The following is a 17347-nucleotide window of genomic DNA, read 5'->3' on the forward strand; positions in this document are numbered from 1 at the left end:
CAATCGACCCGCTCGCGCCACATCCGGCTCGGCGGGTCGATTGCGTTTCAAGAAAGGACATCGACATGCAAGATCCCGTCTATGAGGAGGCCTACCAAGGTCACACCATCAAGATCTACCACGACCCCGATTCTGAGAGCCCGCGCGAGTGGTGCAACCTCGGTAAGCTGATCTGCTGGCACCGGCGCTATCGGCTGGGTGACATCCATCAGCACGACAGCCCTGAGGCGTTCCTGCGCGATCTTGCCGATGTCTCGGATCAGCGCGACCTTTCGATGGACCAGCTGCGCGACCGCGCCGAGCGCAAGGTGATCCTACTGCCCGTCTTTCTCTATGACCATTCCGGCCTCGCGATGAACACCATCGGGTTTCACTGTCCGTGGGATTCCGGCCAGGTCGGCTTCGTCTATGTGACGCTCGAGGCCGTCCGGACTGAGTTTGGCGTGAAACGCGTCACCAAGGCGTTGCGCGAAAAAGTTGAAGACATCCTGCGCGGCGAAATCGTCAGCTACGACGCCTATCTTGGCGGTCGGGTCTATGGCTATGTCATCGAGCGGGACGACGAGGAAATCGACGCCTGCTGGGGGTTTGTTGGCGACTATGAGACGCATTGTTTGCCGGAGGCGCGGAATGCCGTTCCTCGGTCTGATCCACATGTGACACCCGCGATCGGCGCATTGACCGCCCATCCATAGAATAAATCGCCGCCACACACCGGAACTATGGGCAGCACCCGATTGCGCGCGCGCATTGCTGCATTGCAGCAAAATCATAGCCCACCCATTGTGCGACTGCAGCATTGCTCCTATGTTCGCTCTTGTGATCGGTTCTCTCCTCCTCCCTGAGCCGATCCGGAATAATCGGCGGCATCCACCTCCTCCCGGATGCCGCCTTTTTATTTGCAGATCCCCATTCTGAGTTCTTGCGATTTCTGCTCGTTGACCATTTGGTCCCCCAGCTTGCTGTGTGTCGGGACCGTTTCGTTGGAGGTGCCCAAAATGCGGGCACGGCCTTGTCCCAGCAGCCTGGCATGGGTTTGCGCGACAACGCCCACAGCATCATCCCCAGATTTTGTGGATAAGTTCTCGCTACAAAGACTTCAGTTTTAGAGGCCATGAAAGAGCGAGAGGCAGGGCGGGAGGGGTGACCCCTCCCGGGTGAGAGAGTGCACGCGGGGCTTGGGGCCAACCTTCAACTCCGGAGATTGCCGATGAACGCTCACCCCCATTCCGTCCAAGTTGCAACTGAGCCCGAAGCCCCTGCCCTGCACGAGGCCTCGGGCTTCGCCCACAACCTGACCCAGGCCGCGAGAACCCTCGTCCCCTTGTTCGAGGCGGGCAGGTCCATCGACGCCGCTGCCCTGCGCACCGCGATGGAGGAGGCTTTCGGCGCCAGAGACACCAGCGGCGCCTGGGTCTGGAAGGACGCCTATGAGGCCGCTGAAGTCGCCCAGATCCTGATGCTTTCGCGCTACGGCGCGCTGATGCAGCGCCAGGCGACCTCGCCACGGGCCTTCCTCGCCATGATCGAGCGGCTGGCCACCTTGGCTCCGTCTCATACGCGGCGTTCTGAAGACAGTATCCGTCTGCAACAGTTTTCCACGCCTTTGCCCCTCGCGGCAATCGTCGCGCGAGCAGCCGGGTTTCGGGACGACGACCTGGTGCTCGAGCCCTCGGTCGGCACTGGCATGCTGGCGATCTTCGCCCAGATTGCGGGTGTTCGCTTGACGCTGAATGAACTTGCCGAAACCCGCCGCGCCTTGCTGAGGGAATTGTTCCCAGAAGCTACGGTGTCGGATCACGACGCCGCCTCGATCGACGACCGGCTTGACCGGTCGATCACGCCCTCGGTCATCGTGATGAACCCGCCGTTCTCCGCCGCCAACCATGTCGAGGGCCGGTTTAGGCAGGCGACCAGTCAGCATGTGCTTTCCGCCCTGGCACGCCTCGCGCCGGGCGGGCGACTGGTCGTCATCACCGGTGAGAGTTTTTGCCCCTCCACGAAAAGCTTCCGATCGACATTTCAGCGGATTGGACAAAGCGCCGATGTCGTGTTTTCCGCCGCGATCGACGGCAAGGTGTTCGCGCCGCATGGCACCACCATCGATACCCGGCTGACGGTGATCGACAAGCGGCCTGTTGGCGCGGATGGGCGCGCGCCGCTCGCCACCGAGGCTGCCTATCATCCGATTTGCGCGACCACGGGTGAACTTCTCGCTGCGGTGCTCACCCATTGCCCTGAGCGCCGCAGCCCCCCGCCCTGCCCCACCAGTTCAGCGTTGGCTGAGCCGAGCCGCCCGACCCGCACCAACCTCCACGCCCTGCGCAACGCCGCCCGCAAGGAAACCCGCGCTCTCGCTGAAGAACGTGCGAGGCATCCCTTCGACGACATCGAGACGGCCCCGCTCGACTACCTACCGAAATCCTGGAGCGAACCCGATGGCGCGCTGCAGGATACGGTCTACGAAGCCTATGACCTGCAATCGATCTGGATCGACGGCGCGGCCGCTCATCCGACCGCACTCGTGCAATCCGCGGCCATGGCCTCTGTCCCGCCGCCTGTCCCGACCTACCGACCCGTTCTGCCGAAGACCCTCGTCGCGGACGGTCTCCTTTCCGCACCGCAGCTCGAAAGCGTCATCTATGCGGGCAATGCCCACAAAACGCACCTGAAGGGCTGGTTCAAGCGCGGCGAGATCGAAGGCCAGCTGATGGCCGCGTCTGAGGGCGACAACGGTGCCTTCCGTCTGCGCAAGGGCTGGTTCCTGGGTGATGGCACCGGTTGTGGCAAGGGACGTCAGGTCGCGGGCATCATCCTCGACAACTGGCTGCAGGGACGCCGACGGGCGGTCTGGGTCTCCAAGAGCGACAAGCTCATCGAAGATGCGCGGCGCGACTGGATGGCGCTCGGTGGGCGCGAAAGCGATATCGTGCCGCTCTCGAAATTCCGTCAGGGCAGCGACATTCGTCTGCCCGAGGGTATCCTCTTCGTCACCTACGCCACTCTGCGCTCAGCCGAGCGTGAGGGCAAAGCCTCCCGCCTCGATCAGGTGACGTCTTGGCTCGGCGAGGGGTTCAACGGGGCCATCGCTTTCGACGAAAGCCACGCTATGGCGAATGCCGCCGGCGAAAAGTCCGACCGCGGCGACAAGAAAGCGTCCCAGCAAGGTCTTGCGGGCCTCGCGCTGCAAAACGCCGTGCCCGATGCGCGGGTGCTCTACGTCTCAGCGACCGGTGCGACGGTCGTCGGCAATCTCGCCTATGCCTCCCGCCTCGGTCTCTGGGGCACGGGTGATTTCCCCTTCGTGACGCGGGCCGAGTTCGTTGCCGCGATGGAGGCCGGGGGCATCGCCGCCATGGAGATGATCTCGCGCGACCTGAAGGCGCTCGGGCTTTATCTGGCACGCTCGCTCTCCTATGCCGGGGTCGAATACGAGATGCTGGTGCATGAGCTGACGCCCGCCCAGGTCGCGATCTATGACAGCTATGCCGACGCCTACCAGATCATTCACACCAACTTGGAGGCCGCTCTTCAGGCCTCGGGTATTTCCTCCGAGACCGGTACGCTGAACGCTCAGGCGAAATCCGCTGCGCGCTCGGCCTTCGAGAGCAACAAGCAGCGTTTCTTCAATCATCTCATCACCGCCATGAAATGCCCTTCGCTCATCCATGCGATCGAAGTGGACTTGGCGGCGGGGCATTCGGCCGTGATTCAGGTGGTCTCGACCAGCGAGGCGGTGATGGAACGGCGCCTCGAAGAGATCCCGCCCTCGGAGTGGGACGACCTGCAGGTCGATTTTACCCCACGCGAGAACATCATGGACTACCTGATGCATTCCTTCCCAACGCAGCTCTTTGAGCCTTACACCGACGAGAACGGCGATCTGCGCTCCCGCCCTGCCCTCGATGGCGATGGCAACCCGATCATCTGCCGCGAGGCGGAGCGGCGGCGAGACGATCTTGTCGAGCATCTTGGCGCGCTTGCACCGGTGCAGGGCGCGCTCGATCAGATCCTTTGGCATTTCGGCGGGAATGCCGTGGCCGAGGTCACGGGGCGCAAACGGCGCATCGTGAAGACGCAGCAAGGGCGGCTCAAGGTGGAAAACCGCCCCGCCTCCTCCAATCTCGGTGAGACGCAGGCCTTCATGGACGATGACAAGCGCATCCTGATCTTTTCTGACGCCGGTGGCACGGGGCGCAGCTATCACGCCGATCTGAGTGCGAAGAACCAGCGCCTCCGGGTGCATTACCTACTTGAGCCCGGCTGGAAGGCCGACAATGCGATCCAGGGGTTGGGGCGTACCAACCGCACCAATCAGGCGCAGCCGCCGCTTTTTCGCCCCGTCGCGACCAATGTGAAAGGCGAGAAGCGGTTCCTCTCCACCATCGCCCGTCGCCTCGACACGCTAGGTGCCATCACCAAGGGGCAACGTGAGACCGGCGGTCAGAACATGTTTCGCGCAGAGGACAACCTCGAGAGCCCCTACGCCCGCGCGGCGCTGCGACAGTTCTTCTACAAGCTGCGGGCGGGCAAGATCGAGGCCTGCTCTTACGCCAAATTCCAGGAGATGACCGGGCTGACGCTCGATGAGGCGGATGGCACGATGAAGGAAAACCTGCCGCCGATTCAGCAGTTCCTGAACCGCTGCCTCGCGCTCCGCATCGACATGCAGGACGCGATCTTCGAGGCCTTCGGCGGTTTTCTCTCCGCCATCATCGAGGACGCGCGCCAGGCAGGCACGCTCGATATCGGGCTAGAGACCCTGCGCGCGGAGAAGTTCGAGATATTGGACCGCAAGGTCATCTTCGAGCATGAGGCGACAGGAGCGACGGCCACCGCCCTGACCGTTGAGCGCACCGATCGCAACGATCCGCTCTCCCTGCCCCGGGTCAAAGAGATCTGTACTGACACAAAAGGCGCGACGCTGTGCTGGAACAAGACCTCCAAACGCGCGGCCCTGATGGTGAGGGCGCCGGCCTTCATGGACGAGGATGGTGTGCCAATCCTTCGGGTGAAGCTCTTGCGGCCCATGGCAACCGAAATCCTCGCGCTGACCGAGTTCTCGAAGTCGCACTGGGAAGAGATCGACGATGCGATGTTCGAACGGCTCTGGCAGGCCGAGGTTGACGCGGTGCCGGAGTTCACCACCTCGAAGATCACGCTGATCTGCGGGTTGCTCCTGCCGATCTGGGATCGGCTTCCCGCTGACAACATGCGCATCTACCGCCTTCAGACCGAGGATGGGGAGCGCGCCATTGGCCGTCTGGTCAGCCAAGAGCAACTCTTGAACGTCTATGCGCGACTTGGTCTCGACTGCCAGATCGAGATGACGCCGCAGGAGGTCTTTGCTGCGGTGATGGAAGCCAGAACGACCCTGAACCTTCTTGGCGGCTACCAGTTGCGCCGGTCGCTGGTCATGGGACAGCCGCGGCTCGAGCTGATCGGCGCGTCGGGCGCGGCTCTGCCCGGATTGAAGGCCCTGGGTTGCTTCACCGAAGTGATCCAGTGGAAAACGCGGGTGTTCATTCCGGTGGATGGCACCGATGTGCTGGCGCGGGTGCTCGCCGAGCATCCGGTTGGCGCCAACGCTGCGGATGCCGCCGTATGAGCGCGCGTCGCAGCGTGGCAGACCTCTCGGCCGATTTGGCTGATCGCGCCGAGAGTTTCTGCCGCCAGTATTTCCCCGAGGGGCGCAAGCAGGGCAACTATTGGCAGGTTGGCGACACCTCTGGCGTAAAGGGCCAGAGCCTCGCCATCCGTCTGCAGGCGCAGGGTGGTCGTAAAGCCGGGTCCTGGCAAGATTTCGCGACGGGTGAATATGGCGACCTGATCGACCTGCTGCAGGAACGGCTTGGATCGGTGACGCTCAAGGAAACGCTGAGGGAGGCTCGATCCTTCCTCGGCGAAGCCCCCTGCCCTGCCGAGTCTCGTTCTACTCGAAAGGCTGAGCGCCCGGAGGCAGCCTCCAGCAAACGCATTGCGCGGGCGCGGAAGCTCTTTGCCGCTGGCAAGCCGGTTCTCGGCACCTTGGCTGCCACCTATCTGCAGGGGCGCGGGATCACACGGCTCGGCCCGGCTCTGCGCTATCACCCGCGGGTCTTCCTGCGGCCGGGCGAGGACGACCCTGATCTGCCGCAAAGGGCCCCTGCCCTGCTCGCGAAGATCACCGACAATCGCGGCCAGATCACCGGATGCGCAAGGGTCTATCTCGACCCCTCCACCGGCGGTTTGGCCGAGATCGAGAGCCCGAAGCGGATCCTCGGACAGCTGCACGGCCATGCCATCCGCTTCTGGTCCGGCACCGGGCGTACTGATCTCATCGTCGCGGAAGGTCTCGAGAACACCCTCTCGGTCGGAATCGCCCTGCCAGAATTCGATCTCGCCTCCTGTCTCACCGCCACCCATCTCGGCCTCTTCATCCCGCCGCCGGGGATCACGCGCATCTGGATCGTGCGAGACAATGACGAGGCTGGACGTAACGCATCAACGAGATTGCGTAACCAATTGGAATCTATTGGAATTGCCTGTGGTGATCTCGTGCCGAACATGGGCGATTTCAACGACGATCTGCGAGCTTTTGGCAGAGATGCGCTACGCCGGTCCTTGCTCAAGGCCATGAAAGCACAAGGTTTGGAGATCGAGGACGGGTGACCGCCGACCTTCCCGGGGATGTCCGACTGGGCAAAGGTTCCGCGGGTTCGATCTGATCCCGTTTGGATAAGGGGAGCGATGGACCGGCGGGTCGGAGCTGAGTGCTCCTCGCCCGGGCAGCAATGCGCCCCGTACCAGAAAATTCCCCTGCCCCACCACATGACCGTGGCGGGCCATTCCTCGCGGGGACAATTTTCCGGCCCTGGGCGCATTCTCCGCTTTGCTCCGATCCTGACGGATGCGGCCCGGTCGCCGCCGGTCCTGTTATCGCCCCATCCAAATCGGGTCAGATCAATCAGAGGAACAAGAAAATGCCCCATCAGACAGACATCCCCGAGGAAACCGGCGTAACCTCCGCCATCCTCGACCACCTGGCGCTTTACGGCGCGACGCCAGGGCCCGGCGAGGCCGATCATCGCCCCCTGCCCCAGCCCGACGAGGTCGAGCTCGCCATGGCGACCCTCTTTGACACCACCACCGGCCTCCTTACCGGCAGCCAGTTGGAAGACAATCTCGAAGAGATGCTCTGGTCCCTCACCTCGATCTTTCATCGCCGGCTCACCCATATCCAGAAGCTCCTCGACGACAACGAATTCGAGGTCCGGGAAAGTCTGGCCGTACAGGACGGCTCCGAGGTCGCCTCGGTCGAGCTGGAGCGCCTCCAGATGATCGGGCTGAAGCTCTGGGACCATCGCGACGCCTTCGAGCAGATGCGCGATCTGGCCGTGGACCACTTCTCGGCTGCCACAGGCTCGCCCTGGTTGCCCCGCACCGGATCCAAAGTTTCCCATCGTGGGCTCACTTCCGCCGTGGTCGACAGTCGGGCTTACCTGTCGGCCAAGCGCCGCATGGAGACCGAGGTGCACTGCCCCGAAGGCACGCGGATCGCGTTCTCGGGCGGGGACTATCACGCCTATGATCTGATCTGGTCCGTCCTCGACGCCACCCACGCCAAATACCCCGACATGGTGCTCCTGCACGGTGGCACACCCAAGGGCGCCGAGATGATCGCGGCCCGATGGGCGGATACCCGAGGTGTTACGCAGGTGGTCTTCAAACCCGACTGGAAGAGCCACGGCAAGGCCGCCCCCTTCAAGCGCAACGACAAGATGCTCGAGACGATGCCGCAGGGGCTGATCGCCACCCCCGGTTCGGGTATCACCGAGAACATCGTCGACAAGGCCCGTAAGCTCGGGATCCGCATTAAGAGGATCGGGGCTTAGGCCCCGGTACATTCCGACGTAGCGGTTCGAATGCGGACATCGGATCTGAGTCGTGCCAATGACCGCTCAGCGGGATAAGTGTGATTTCGCTGCGGTTGCTCCAAAGGCAGCTTTAGAACTAACTATGAGCTCAGGTACTTTTTGAGCCACTTGACAAAGGTTGAGACTGCCGGTCTTTCGAGCGTCTCGGCAAGTGCGACAGCATAGTATGCAAATGCTGTCGGCCATGCGGCATTCAATGCTCGCACCAAATGCCCTGAGGCTAAGCCTTCTTTCACATAGACATCGTTCAGCAATGCCAATCCTTGACCGTCGATCACTGCTTTAACCGTCAAAAAGTCGTTGCCATACTGTGTGCCGTAGGCCGCGCCGCTGGCGTCAATGCCCTGTGCCTCAAACCAGATCGACCAATCCTTTCCTGTGGAATCGGGCAACAATCTATACCGCAGACAGTCAGATGGCGTTTCAAGCGGCCCAAGGCGTTCCAATAGTTTCGGACTAACGACAAGGATCAGCTCTGGAGAGCATAGCCATTCGGACCGCAGGCCCGGATAGGTGCCAAGACCATGGCGGATCGCCAGATCAACGGGCTCCGATTTGAGGTCAACCAATCGGTCTTCGGTTTCGACCGAGACTTTGATTGCTGAATGCGCTTCAGAAAATCGTCCCAGGCTGGAGACAAGCATGGTGTGGGCAAAGGTCGCAGATGCGCTGATCCGCACCGTGTGGCCATGCCGGGCAAAGTTCTTTTGGTGTGCGGCCTCAATCGTCGAAAACGCCGCGCTGACATCTGATTGAAGCGCAAGCCCTGCCGCCGTGAGTGTGATCCCATTTTTGCTTCGGGTGAACAGGCGCACCCCGTGACGCTCCTCGACTGCACGGATGCGTTGACTGATTGCACCCGGCGTCACGCCAAGTTCATGCGCGCCGTCCTGCATCGCGCCTGCGCGTGCGACGACGTGGAATGTGTAGAGGTCCTGGATGCGTATTGCCATTCTTCACTTTAGATCAGCTAAAGTTATTTGACCAGTTTCTCGTTCGTCAAAACGCAAGTTACGTGGCATTTCGCGAGGACAAGGAGATACACCATGTCAGCAACCACATCCGCCCAACCACGCCAGAACTGGACCGTTGTCATCTTCGGGTTCCTGGCACTGTCGCTCGCCTTCTCCAGCCGAGCCGCCCTTGGATTGATCATGCCTGTTTGGCAAACGGAGTTCGGGTGGACCAGTAGTTATATCTCTAGCGTCGGAGCGGCAGCGCTCTTGATTATGGCTATTGTTGCCCCGTTTGCAGGGCGCTTGGTGGATTGTCGCGGATCGCAGTTCACACTCAACCTGGGCATGGGATTGCTAGGGGTCGGCTGTGCAATCGTGGCACTGATGAACGGCAAGCTGATGTTCGTCATCGGCTTTGCCGGGTTCTGTGCCATCGGCTTTGGAATTGTCGCGACCCATGTTGTGGCCACGGCAGTCACCCGCAGCTTTTCCGACAATCAGGGGCTGGCGACAGGGATTGGCACATCGGGTGCGACGGGTGGTCAATTTCTTATCGTCCCTTTGATCGCAGCGCTATTGGCATTTGCAAGCTGGCGCTGGAGCTTTGGTGCCTTATCGCTTGCGAGCCTCGCGTTGATCCCATGCATTCGGATGACCATGCGACCAGATATGTCATCAAACGAAGCCGAAGGGCGAAAAGACGACCCATCAACAATGCGGCAGGACTTCACCTCAATTGTACGACAGCCTGCCTTTCATCTCCTGTTTTGGAGCTTTCTGATTTGTGGGTTTACGACGACTGGCGTCGTTGAAACACATTTGCTGCCCTTTGCGGCATTCTGTGGATTTCCACCCATTCCAAGTGCAACCGCCTATGGTTTGCTGTCCCTCGTCAACCTCATAGGCATGATAGCTGCCGGCTGGCTCACGGATCGTGTCAATCGTCCGATGTTGCTGGCAGCAATATACATGCTGCGGGCGCTGACATTCATCCTACTCGGCAGCATTCCCGGAACATCTATTGAAATGCTGTTCTTGTTCGCCGTTCTGTTTGGCGCGGTCGACTATTCGACAGTTCCCGTCACGGCCAGTTTGGTCGCGAGCCATGTTGGGATCAAAACGATGGGTCTCGCTATGGGTTTGATCTCTGCGGGCCACGCCCTCGGCGGGGCAATGGGTGCGTTCGCTGGCGGCTATGTCTTTACCGCGACACAGACCTACACCCTTGTCTGGACAGGCTCAGTTTGGTTGGCAGTCGGGGCCGGAGTGTTGGCGTTGTTTTTGAAAGCACACCCAATAACCAAAGCTGCGGCATCTTGAAATGCGGACATTCAGTCGCTTCGCAACATCCGGTAAAGTGGGCTCTGAGCCGCCATTCGCCGCGCAAACTCTCAATGTCCGCATCGGAGTCTGACGCCTCATCCGATCTTGGCGCGTTTGTCTAGTCACCTATCCAACGGCGTCGCCCATGGCGCACCAGCAACAACTTCCTGGTTCGTTTGGCCTTGGGGTGATGCGTCGAGGCCGGGTCTTGGTCCAGAGTGTGCAAACAGTCGGATACACTCCGGCAAGAAGTTGGGTACAGCATCGACCGCAGTTCAGCTGCATCTCCCTCGGCTGTTCACCCATCTTCCTTCGCGGCCGCCGCGCTTCTCCCGATGTGCCGCGTTGCATGACATGCTGGTCGCAGCTGTCGTCCCGTCCACAAAGGTTGTCGCCGATCTTTTTCCCCTGACCCTCCGGGCCATTCCTCACGAGGCAAACAAGGAGAAGAGCAATGACCACGAACTGCATCAAATCCACCAGTGCCGACTTTGAGACCGCCAAGGGCGTCGGCTCCATCTCGACCCTGACCTTCGACCTCGACATCACGGTCGAACCCGTCGCGAGCACGAACCCGATGGCACCCACGCACCGTGTCCTCGGTCGTTCCCCGCGCGGCAAGCTGGTCGAGTGCGGCGGCATCTGGAAGAAGCAGAACAAGGAGACTGGTGCCGACTACTACACGCTGACCATCCGCGACCACGGTTTCAACGCCAACCTCGGCAAGGCCGCGAACCAGGACGATCTGTCCCTGCAGGCCGTCATCCCCCGGGGGCCGAAAGACGCAGCGTGAGACCAAAGTTGGCGGGGGCTTACCTCGGCCAATTCGTTTACAGCTGTAAACTCGACCTAGATCGTGGCCGTGGATATAGTCTCATCAAGCGTTGATAGACACTATATAGAGGAAAAATCTTGACTTAGTCGCGTGAATCACTGCTTTTATCCCCAAGTGGCGCGAAAAAGGCCACATTTTCGAAATTGGGGCAACCAGATGATTCCTGTGACACCATTGGCAAGTGAGCGCCCTTCGGCTCTTGCAACGGAGATTTCCGAACGACTCAACGCTGCCATCAGAGAACACCTGCTCTCTGCTTTTGCCCCAGACAACACGAAGACGCTACGTTCTTTTTCGGCACCTGAGGCCGCTGAGCTCTTGGGAGTATCCGGACAGTTCATGCGAAAGGTTCACGCTGAGGGCACAATCCCTGAACCTGACGATATCCGGGGTGGCCGCCGCTACTATACAGCCCAAGAGATATGGGACGCGCGCGAAGTTCTAGAGAAGACCTCTCGGAAGAAAGGCCGTTATCTGCCTCGCCGCTCGGGAGAGGAGCAGTTGCAAATTTGGCAGCTGATGAATTTCAAAGGTGGTTCCAGTAAGAGCACGACGAGCGTCCACCTCGCTCACTACTTTGCTCTTCGAGGATATCGGGTCTTGGTTGTTGATCTGGATCCTCAGGGATCTCTCACATCAATGTGCGGGATCAGCCCTGAAATCGAGTTCGATGGACTGACTGTCTATGATGCGATTCGCTACGACGAGCCGGTGAACATGGCTGATGTCGTCGTTCCAACATACTTTCCAGGGCTCTCGATTGCGCCGTCCCGCTTGATGCTGTCCGAGTTTGAGACTGAGTCGGCCGTTCATTCGAACCCAGATCAACCATTCTTTACTCGTATTCGAAATGCTTTGGCACAGGTAGAAGATGATTTTGATCTGGTGCTTATGGACAGCCCGCCACAGCTTGGTTTCCTGACGATTGCTGGGATGGCTGCCGCTAGTTCTTTGATTGTCCCTCTAACACCATCGATGTTGGACGTTTCGTCAACTGCTCAGTTTCTTGAATTAGCCGGAGCGTATATGGGTGTGATCGAGGATGCTGGCGCAACTCTCCAATATGATCACTTCAAATTTCTGATCACGCGAGACGAACCGACCGACGTTCCCTCTCAGCAGCTAACGTCTTTCATGCGAGCTTTATTTCAAGATCGTGTCATGTCGGCAACCGCCTTGAAGAGCACAGCAATCAGTGACGCGACCATGCTCAAACAGTCGATTTATGAAGTGGTCCGTTCCGAAATGACACGGGCCACATATGATCGTGCAAAGGGCTCCATGGATGCTGTGGGACATGAAGTCGAAACGATGATCCAGCAATCGTGGGGGCGTAAGTAATGGCTAGGAAATCACTTCGCGATATGTCCGGTATTGCAAATACGATCGCTCGTTCTGGCGGGGCGCCGTCGGAGCGGCCGTCGAAGACCAGTGCTCCGGCTTTGGGAGCCCTTCAAGGCTCTCTGGCATCTATCCGAGAAATTGACCCCAACATAATCGACGATTGGGGGCCAGTAGATCGCCTTGAAGAGTTTACAGCTGTAAACGTCGAAGACGATGACGAGAGCTTTGAAGGACTAAAGAACAGCATCCGAGAAGGTGGTCAGCAAGTGCCCATTCTTGTTCGGCGATCAAAGGCGGCTGAAGGGCGCTTCGAGGCGATTTATGGGCGGCGGCGCTTAAAGGCCTGCCGCGAACTCGGCATCAAGGTTCGCGCGAACGTCCAAGATATCGATGACGCTACGGCTTTGCTGGCGAAAGGACTGGAAAATGCCGCGCGCCGAAACCTCTCTTTTTACGAGAAGGCACGGTTCGCCGTGGCCATCCAGACAGCGGGCCACGACGCGGCAACTGTTCGGCAGGTTCTCAATCTCTCTGCGTCGGGTCATTCGCACCTTACAAAGGTAACACAAAACGTCCCGGTCAAGATCGGCGACCTGATTGGCGCGGCACCAAAGTCCGGGCGTCCAAAATGGACGGAGCTGGCGGAGTTATTTCTCTCAAAGAAGATAACTGAACGCGCGGCGCTCGATATCTTGGCCAGAATCAGCGCCTCGTCGGGTTCGGATGAACGCCTCGAATTTCTCATTAGGGAAGCGACTAAGCGCGGCGCGAAGACGTCGAGCGGGGTTAGAGAGATAACGCCGTTGGAAGGCGTGACCATCAAAGCTGGCCGCGGAACATTGTCATTGTCAGTCAAGAAGTCCGGCGCAAACGCTGAGTTTGCAACCTGGCTTGAGAGCAATCTCGCAGAGATTATCAAAAAATCCTATGCCGAATTTACAGATGTAAATTCGGCGGATGACAACTGAGGACGAGCAGAAAGGAGGAACGGCAAACAAAGAAAACCCCCGAAACCGGAGCTTCGAGGGCTGCTGCGCAGAACGCAATTCTTAGATTAGACACCTAGAATTTAGCAGCCAACGAATCACCACACAAGAGAAAACGCTTCTGAGCGAACGGGATTTCTTTGTCGCTGGCATAAAGATGGAAAAATTTAGTGATGCTCCACAAGGAGCGGCTGAGACAGGCATGTCTCAGAACAAGAGAGTTATGTCCAACATAAGCCAACGGTCAGGGTGGCGAAAAGCAACGGCCGGGCTGGCTACGGCTGAGCAACTTGCCCAAGCCGGTGAACGGGTAGCAGTACCCAAAACACGGGCATTTGTCGCGCTCAAGCGTGTTGGTGCACATATCGGCCTGAAGGCTGGCGACATGATGCTCCTCGACACGCTCGGGGCCTTCACGCAGTCCCAGGATTGGGAGGAGGGGCAGCGCCCGATCGTCTGGGCGTCGAACGCCTATCTGATGGAGCAGACGGGCTTTTCGCTCTCCGCGCTCAAGCGCCATGCGCGGCGCCTCGCAGAGATCGGCGTGATCTCCTTCCAGGACAGCCCGAATGGCAAGCGGTGGGGCCGCAGGAACGCTGAGGGGCGCATCGTCGAAGCCTATGGCTTCGACCTGTCGCCGCTGTCGGCGCGTGTCGAGGAGTTCGAGGAGCTTCATGCCGAGCTGCAGGCCGAACGCGAGCTCTGCCAACGCATGAAACGCCAGATCACGGTGGCACGCCGGATGATCCGAGCCCGGATCGAGGCGGCTACTAGCAATGCGCTGCGAGGGCCCTGGAGCCAATTCACGGGGCTCTTCGAGGAGCTTCTGGGCCAGCTTCCGCGCCGCCATCAAGCCTCAGAGCAGTTGGAACGGCTACTGTTGTGGTTCAAGGACCTTCAGGAGCGCGTCGAAGCGGCCTACCTCAAGGCGACTGGTGTGACAAAACCTGTGGAAAACGCCGATGATAAACACGCCCAAGTCATAGAGAATACTCAAGAAATGAACCCCAGGGAGGTCATTTCCGAACCTCATATACTAATTACAAATCAACTTAATCCTGTAACTAGTAATTCCTCTGAAAAAGAGGAAGCGGCGGGTGTCGTGCCCAATGCTCCACCCGAAGAGCGGGTTGACAGGGAGCTGGAAGACTGGGTTGCCGAGGTGAGCAAGAAACGGACGGCGCTGGACCTGCCGACAATCATGCAGGCCTGTCCTGAGTTCGCGTCCTGGGCGCGCAATATGGGTGGATTCCTGAAGGATTGGGGCGATCTGCACCGGGTTGCGGGGCAACTGCGGCCAATGATTGGGATTTCGGAGCATGCCTGGAACGTGGCGCAGGACCGAATGGGCACCCAGGTGGCCACGGCCGCGTTTGCACTCGTCTTCGAGAAACACAGCGCGGGCGAGGTTGCCTCGCCGGGCGGCTATCTGCGGGGCATGGTAGAGAAAGCCGACGCAGGGGAGCTGCATCTCGAGCGCAGCTTCTATGGTAGGCTCAGTGGGCAGGCAGCGTGACGTATTGATCAATACGTGGCATTGGCATATATTGCCAATAAAGGAGACCTGACCCATGGTGACACGCAACGTCGTCTTGACCGAAACCCAAGACCATCTGGTTCAAGCACTGGTGGCGTCCGGGCGCTACCAGAATGTGAGTGAAGCCATGCGCGCTGGCCTGAGGCTGCTCGAGCAGGAAGAGGCGCAGATCACGAGCATCCGCCAAGGGCTTCTCAAGGGTCTGGCGCAGGCCAAGGCGGGTGATCTCGCTGAGGGCAGCGGCAAAGACGCAATCCGTAGGGCCTTTGCGACTGCGCGCGCGCGTTCATGAGCCGATCCTTCCGGCTGACCCGTCGTGCGGAAGCCAGCCTCACTGAAATCGCCAGATGGACGATCGAAACTTTCGGGCTGCGCCAAGCAGAGCTTTACGAGGCCGAATTGCTCAACCGCTGTGAGAGTATTCTGAATGGCCAAGCCCAAAGTCGGAGTTGCGCAGTTCTCGTTGATGATGTCGACGACCTGAGGTTCATAAGGGCAGGGGAGCATTTCCTGGTCTTTCTGGATCGATCGGACGAGGTCATCATCGTGGACATCCTCCATTCCCGCAGCGATCTCCCTCGCCATGTTGCCTCACTTTCGGCTTTGAAATCCGAAGACTCCTGATCCACATCACAACCCGGCTGCCCTCGTCAGGTTGACGCGGAACCTGTCGCGGCGGCGCTGATAGCGGCGGGTCATCTCGGCCGAGGCGTGCCCCAACTGCTTCTGGACATAGCGTTCGTCGACTTCGGCGGAGCTGGCGAGACCGGCGCGCAAGCTGTGACCGGAGAACAGCGCCAGGCGGTCTTTCTCGGGCAGATCCGACCGGATGCCGACGTCCAGCACCGTGCGCTTGATCAGGCGCGCGACATGCTTGTCGTTCAGCCGCGCCTCTGATGCCCGTTTGCCATCGCGCGAGGTCCCGACAAAGACCGGACCGAAGTCGATCTTGGCGAAATGCAGCCATTGTTCGAGCGCATGCACGGGGCAGGTTTGATCCTTTGAGCCGCGTCCGATCTCGACCTCGCGCCAGCCGGTCTTGGCATTGAGGGTGAGCAGGGCGCCCTTGTCGAAGATCTCGATCCAGCCGCCCGAGTCCGGCGTGTCGTCCTTGTGCACGTCGAGGCTGACAATTTCCGAGCGTCGGAGGCCCCCAGCATAGCCGAGGAGCAGGATGGCCCGGTCCCGCAGACCGCGCAGGTCGTAAGGCAAGGTGGCGACCATCGCGAGGATGTCCTCGGCCAGGATCGCTTCCTTCTGCACTGGCGGTCGGGCGTGCCTGCGTTTGATCCCTGCAAACACCGTGGCGATGTGCCGGTTCTTGCGGTCAAGCATGAACCCGCGTTGCGCAAAATTCCAGGCGAGACCCGACAGGCGGCGATCAATCGTCGAAACTGATAGGGCAGGGGAGGGGCCCGCTCCGGACGCCAGGTCCGCAAGGTAGAGCCCGATCATTTCGGGCGACGGGGGCAGAGGCTCCGCGCCCTTCATCCGGCACCAGCGCGCGAAATGCGTCCAGTCCTTCGCATAAGCTTTCAGCGTGTTGTCGGAGGCTGCGGCGCGCGCGTAGTCGCGGGCGGTGTCGACCAGGCGATCGAGGCCGCCTGAGCCCGCGACGTGGGCGGGTAGGGAGATATCGTCGCTTTTTTCTTGATCTCTCTCGTCGTCCTGGGCGATACTAAACGCACCAGAGTTTGATGATGTCGACTTCTCGTCCTCTGAGGCCATTTTCCAGTGAATCCAGTGATGAAATTAAACTGATTTTCAGCATATCTTTCTAAGTCCGATAATGCAAACTTATTGGACATAGCAAAGCGCCAAAGGTTGGGGCGGTTTGGTCGCTATTTTCTGGCAGAAAGCGCCGCGCCAATGTAGGCTTCAGGCATGACTTTTGCCCGGCCAAATCACATCAGCGACCTCGACACGTTACCCCGGATGCCCGACTGGGTCACCTCTGCACGCGCTGAAACCCTTGAAGATGTTGCGTTTTTGTCGGATGCGGCGCTGAACCACCTGCATCTTGTGCTGGGACGCGTGGAGGTGCCCCAAGCCTTGTTGCGGGACCGGCTCGCGCTGCGCGCGGCCGAGGCTTGTGTCGCGTTCTCTGGACGGTCGGAGCGGGCAGGAGAGTTGCGCGATGCGGTGCACCTGTTGCGGCCCGGCGACCTGCCCGGACCGGCCGGTGAAACTTATCTGGCCTGGCAGCGTGCGGCGGAACGGCCGGTGTCGATCAAGGGTCTGGGCCGGGCCTTGCCGGCCTTCGAGCCGGGCCAGATTGCCACGTGGCTCGATGCGGGGAAAGGGTTGCCGGTGACCCGGGCCGGGATGGTGTTGGGGTGTTGTCACATTAACGCGCCTGGTCTGCAATTTGGTGCTGCGTTCGTACATCAAGCGACGTGTGCCGCATCTTTCCACGCCTCGAATGCTTCGAGCCGATGGTAGCGGATTGT

The 17347-nt window shown here is 60.0% G+C and carries 13 protein-coding genes and 1 pseudogene; 12 read left to right on the forward strand and 2 right to left on the reverse strand.

The window, feature by feature from the left end:
• Nucleotides 1-65 precede the first annotated feature (65 nt).
• From ACN0SW_RS13910 to ACN0SW_RS13925, 4 genes are all read left to right on the forward strand, one after another.
• Nucleotides 66-695 (forward strand): hypothetical protein, encoded by a 630-nt coding sequence (locus ACN0SW_RS13910; protein WP_417728524.1) that lies wholly within the window; start codon nt 66-68, stop codon nt 693-695.
• A 515-nt stretch (nt 696-1210) separates the two neighbouring features.
• Nucleotides 1211-5608: a strawberry notch-like NTP hydrolase domain-containing protein gene (locus ACN0SW_RS13915; protein ID WP_417728525.1), complete on the forward strand. Its 4398-nt coding sequence runs from the start codon at nt 1211-1213 to the stop codon at nt 5606-5608.
• Nucleotides 5605-6651, forward strand: coding sequence for a toprim domain-containing protein (locus tag ACN0SW_RS13920; RefSeq protein WP_417728526.1), 1047 nt, complete (start codon nt 5605-5607; stop codon nt 6649-6651). The genes ACN0SW_RS13915 and ACN0SW_RS13920 overlap by 4 nt, the downstream gene beginning before the upstream one ends.
• A gap of 311 nt (nt 6652-6962) precedes the next feature.
• Entirely contained in the window at nt 6963-7874 is a 912-nt protein-coding gene (locus ACN0SW_RS13925; RefSeq protein WP_417728527.1) for a DUF2493 domain-containing protein, read from the forward strand.
• 122 nt (nt 7875-7996) lie between these two features.
• Here ACN0SW_RS13925 and ACN0SW_RS13930 read toward each other — a convergent pair whose 3' ends face one another.
• Nucleotides 7997-8869: a LysR substrate-binding domain-containing protein gene (locus ACN0SW_RS13930; RefSeq protein WP_417728528.1), complete on the reverse strand. Its 873-nt coding sequence runs from the start codon at nt 8867-8869 to the stop codon at nt 7997-7999.
• A 93-nt stretch (nt 8870-8962) separates the two neighbouring features.
• Between ACN0SW_RS13930 and ACN0SW_RS13935 the strand changes: the two genes are divergently transcribed.
• The 7 genes from ACN0SW_RS13935 to ACN0SW_RS13965 all read left to right on the forward strand — a co-directional run bounded on the left by ACN0SW_RS13935 (nt 8963) and on the right by ACN0SW_RS13965 (nt 15521).
• On the forward strand, nt 8963-10192 hold the full coding sequence (locus ACN0SW_RS13935; RefSeq protein ID WP_417728529.1) for an MFS transporter: 1230 nt from the start codon (nt 8963-8965) through the stop codon (nt 10190-10192).
• Between the two features lie 457 nt (nt 10193-10649).
• The gene (locus tag ACN0SW_RS13940) at nt 10650-10988 is read left to right on the forward strand and encodes a DUF736 family protein (RefSeq protein WP_417728530.1); all 339 of its coding nucleotides are present in this window, start codon (nt 10650-10652) and stop codon (nt 10986-10988) included.
• A 198-nt stretch (nt 10989-11186) separates the two neighbouring features.
• Nucleotides 11187-12371, forward strand: coding sequence for a plasmid partitioning protein RepA (gene repA, locus ACN0SW_RS13945; RefSeq protein WP_107722874.1), 1185 nt, complete (start codon nt 11187-11189; stop codon nt 12369-12371).
• A 23-nt stretch (nt 12372-12394) separates the two neighbouring features.
• On the forward strand, nt 12395-13342 hold the full coding sequence (repB, locus tag ACN0SW_RS13950) for a plasmid partitioning protein RepB (RefSeq protein ID WP_417728531.1): 948 nt from the start codon (nt 12395-12397) through the stop codon (nt 13340-13342).
• Between the two features lie 241 nt (nt 13343-13583).
• The gene (repC, locus tag ACN0SW_RS13955) at nt 13584-14876 is read left to right on the forward strand and encodes a plasmid replication protein RepC (RefSeq protein ID WP_417728532.1); all 1293 of its coding nucleotides are present in this window, start codon (nt 13584-13586) and stop codon (nt 14874-14876) included.
• A gap of 55 nt (nt 14877-14931) precedes the next feature.
• Nucleotides 14932-15189: a type II toxin-antitoxin system ParD family antitoxin gene (locus ACN0SW_RS13960; RefSeq protein ID WP_417728533.1), complete on the forward strand. Its 258-nt coding sequence runs from the start codon at nt 14932-14934 to the stop codon at nt 15187-15189.
• The gene (locus ACN0SW_RS13965) at nt 15186-15521 is read left to right on the forward strand and encodes a type II toxin-antitoxin system RelE/ParE family toxin (RefSeq protein ID WP_417728534.1); all 336 of its coding nucleotides are present in this window, start codon (nt 15186-15188) and stop codon (nt 15519-15521) included. The genes ACN0SW_RS13960 and ACN0SW_RS13965 overlap by 4 nt, the downstream gene beginning before the upstream one ends.
• A gap of 6 nt (nt 15522-15527) precedes the next feature.
• Here ACN0SW_RS13965 and ACN0SW_RS13970 read toward each other — a convergent pair whose 3' ends face one another.
• Entirely contained in the window at nt 15528-16625 is a 1098-nt protein-coding gene (locus ACN0SW_RS13970) for a tyrosine-type recombinase/integrase (protein WP_417728535.1), read from the reverse strand.
• A 156-nt stretch (nt 16626-16781) separates the two neighbouring features.
• On the opposite strand from ACN0SW_RS13970, the pseudogene ACN0SW_RS13975 reads away from it, so the two are divergent.
• Nucleotides 16782-17232: pseudogene (locus ACN0SW_RS13975) on the forward strand (DUF1403 family protein); the annotation flags it as partial.
• Nucleotides 17233-17347 lie beyond the last annotated feature (115 nt).

Source organism: Roseovarius sp., from assembly GCF_048262375.1.
Lineage (GTDB): Bacteria > Pseudomonadota > Alphaproteobacteria > Rhodobacterales > Rhodobacteraceae > Roseovarius.

Excerpts from the sequence above, each read along its gene's own strand:
- ACN0SW_RS13960 (WP_417728533.1), top strand. The coding sequence starts at position 14,932 with ATGGTGACACGCAACGTCGTCTTGACCGAAACCCAAGACCATCTGGTT.
- ACN0SW_RS13965 (WP_417728534.1), top strand. The coding sequence starts at position 15,186 with ATGAGCCGATCCTTCCGGCTGACCCGTCGTGCGGAAGCCAGCCTCACT.
- ACN0SW_RS13970 (WP_417728535.1), bottom strand. The coding sequence starts at position 16,625 with ATGGCCTCAGAGGACGAGAAGTCGACATCATCAAACTCTGGTGCGTTT.
- ACN0SW_RS13910 (WP_417728524.1), top strand. The coding sequence starts at position 66 with ATGCAAGATCCCGTCTATGAGGAGGCCTACCAAGGTCACACCATCAAG.
- repA (WP_107722874.1), top strand. The coding sequence starts at position 11,187 with ATGATTCCTGTGACACCATTGGCAAGTGAGCGCCCTTCGGCTCTTGCA.
- repC (WP_417728532.1), top strand. The coding sequence starts at position 13,584 with ATGTCCAACATAAGCCAACGGTCAGGGTGGCGAAAAGCAACGGCCGGG.
- ACN0SW_RS13915 (WP_417728525.1), top strand. The coding sequence starts at position 1,211 with ATGAACGCTCACCCCCATTCCGTCCAAGTTGCAACTGAGCCCGAAGCC.
- ACN0SW_RS13940 (WP_417728530.1), top strand. The coding sequence starts at position 10,650 with ATGACCACGAACTGCATCAAATCCACCAGTGCCGACTTTGAGACCGCC.
- ACN0SW_RS13925 (WP_417728527.1), top strand. The coding sequence starts at position 6,963 with ATGCCCCATCAGACAGACATCCCCGAGGAAACCGGCGTAACCTCCGCC.
- ACN0SW_RS13920 (WP_417728526.1), top strand. The coding sequence starts at position 5,605 with ATGAGCGCGCGTCGCAGCGTGGCAGACCTCTCGGCCGATTTGGCTGAT.
- ACN0SW_RS13930 (WP_417728528.1), bottom strand. The coding sequence starts at position 8,869 with ATGGCAATACGCATCCAGGACCTCTACACATTCCACGTCGTCGCACGC.
- repB (WP_417728531.1), top strand. The coding sequence starts at position 12,395 with ATGTCCGGTATTGCAAATACGATCGCTCGTTCTGGCGGGGCGCCGTCG.
- ACN0SW_RS13935 (WP_417728529.1), top strand. The coding sequence starts at position 8,963 with ATGTCAGCAACCACATCCGCCCAACCACGCCAGAACTGGACCGTTGTC.